This is a genomic window from Collinsella sp. AF04-24 (genome assembly GCF_003465685.1).
Taxonomy (GTDB): domain Bacteria; phylum Actinomycetota; class Coriobacteriia; order Coriobacteriales; family Coriobacteriaceae; genus Collinsella; species Collinsella aerofaciens_AP.
The window spans coordinates 1-2,152 of the sequence record NZ_QSBK01000042.1 but is presented as its reverse complement, the minus strand read 5'-3'; the positions used below and the strand labels follow the sequence as shown (position 1 = coordinate 2,152).

The window sequence follows — 2,152 nt, the reverse complement described above, 5'->3', positions numbered from 1 at the left end:
CCAGGCCGCGCGGCAAGGAGATATATTGCCAGACCGGAGGGGCGCCGGGGGCGGGAATCTGGGCGTACACATTTCCTACACATATAAGGACTCTCGGCTGGCTGGGTAAATATAAGAGGGGACCTCGTTTCCGAGATCCCCTCTTTCGCCTATCTACAGTAATAGACTCTTAAATACCTTATGCCAGCAGCTTGCGACCGGACTCTTCAATCGCGTCAAGTGCTGCATCAGCTTCGGCGGCATCCGCGCCCTTGGCAAAGATATACAGCTTGATCTTGGGCTCGGTGCCGGAAGGACGGACGATACCCTTGTTGCCACCCTCGAGATCGAACTCAATGACATTAGCCTTCGGCAGGCCGTTCACGCAGGTGTTGTAGTCCACGACGGCCTCAATCTTGGAACCGGCGAGCTCCGCGGGCGGGTTCTCGCGCAGACCAGCCATGATGCCGGCCATCTTTGCCGCACCCTCAGCGCCCGGATAGCTCAGCGAAATCGTCTTGTTGTGATAGTAGCCATACTTCTCGTACAGCTCGTGCATCGCGTCGGCGAGGTTCTTACCCTGCAGCTTGTAATACTGAGCCATCTGGCAAATCAGCAGCGAAGTGCTCACGGCGTCCTTGTCGCGCACGTGATCACCAGCCAGATAACCGTAGCTCTCCTCAAAACCGAAGATAAAGCGATCGACTTCACCGGCATCGGAAAGCGAGGTAATGATGTCACCGATGTACTTGAAGCCCGTCAGGCAGCGACGGAGCTCAAAGCCATATTCCTCGGCCAGAGCATCGACCATGGCGGAAGAAACAATGGTAGTAACCGCGACCTTCTTAGTGAGGTCCTCGCCGCGGGCGGCACGGGTCTTGCAAATATAGTCGAGCAACAGGACGCCCATCTCGTTACCGGTCAGCAGCAGATAGTCATCGCCATTCTTAACGGCAACGCCAACACGGTCGGCGTCGGGATCGGTCGCAAGCAGCAGATCGGGGTGAACCTGCTCGCAGAGATCGATGCCCTTCTGCATGGCCTGTCGGATCTCGGGGTTAGGATACGGGCAGGTCGGGAAATCGCCGTTAGGTTCCTTCTGCTCGGGAACAACCGTGACATCAGTGATGCCAGCGCGCTCGAGCACCGTGGTGACGGGAATGAGGCCGGTACCATTCAGCGGCGTATAGACAAGCTTGAGCGGTGCGCCGGCAATCTCCTCGGCAGAAAGATTCGTAACGCCGCGAGCGAGAACGGCGTCGTAATAACGCTCGAGGCACGAGTCATCGATCCATTTGACCAGGCCCTGCTCAAGAGCCTCATCGAAGTCCATGGACTTCACACCGGTGAACGTATCGGTCTCGGCGATAGCCTTAGAAATTGCATCGGCGGCCTCGCTGGTGATCTGGCAGCCGTCGGGGCCATAGGCCTTATAGCCGTTATACGGTGCCGGGTTATGACTAGCGGTCATGCAAATGCCACCGGAGCACTTAAGATCACGGACGGCCCAGGAGAGCGTCGGCACAGGAGAAATCTTGGGATAAACGAGGGCAGTCACGCCGTTTGCTGCAAGAATGGCAGCCGTCGTCTTAACGAACAGCTCACCTTTATTGCGGCTATCGCGAGCGATGGCAACCGTTGGATGCTCGAAGGTCGCATTGAGGTAGTCAGCGAATCCCTGGGTCGCACGACCGACCGTATAGATATTCATACGGTTAGTGCCCGCACCGATAGTGCCGCGAAGGCCGGCAGTACCGAAGGCGAGATCTTGGAAGAAAGCATCGGTGATGGCGTCCTCATCACCCTGCTCCTTCATCGTGTTAAGCTCAGCGAGGAGCTCCTCGTCCTTGACATTGGCAATCCAAGTATCAAGCAGCTCATGAACATCTGCCATGTGAGTCCTTCCTTCACAATCAATAAAACGACCCGTGTAAAACAGGACAAGCGCAGCAGTGCGCTAAAGCAAATATTAGTCCATTGAGAACAGAGAACCGACCAAAGAACGGTGAACGTCTATATTCAGCGGTGGATGATTAAATTGATTTAATTGCATAAGGAATGTTGCCCGTAAACGCAAAAAAGGGGGAGGCCGCGAGGCCTCCCCCTTCTTCAATCTCGATGACGGCTCGGTGCCGTCCACCGGTCAGCGGCGCCCTGGCCTCCCACGGGCTGG

Annotated in this window: 1 protein-coding gene; it reads right to left on the bottom strand. The window is 56.3% G+C overall.

Annotated features, from left to right (window positions below; all coding sequences use genetic code 11):
* Positions 1-178: 178 nt before the first annotated feature.
* Positions 179-1,873: a phospho-sugar mutase gene (locus DWV32_RS09950; RefSeq protein WP_055252695.1), complete on the bottom strand. Its 1,695-nt coding sequence runs from the start codon at positions 1,871-1,873 to the stop codon at positions 179-181.
* Positions 1,874-2,152: the final 279 nt, after the last annotated feature.

Excerpts from the sequence above, each read along its gene's own strand:
- DWV32_RS09950 (WP_055252695.1), bottom strand. The coding sequence starts at position 1,873 with ATGGCAGATGTTCATGAGCTGCTTGATACTTGGATTGCCAATGTCAAG.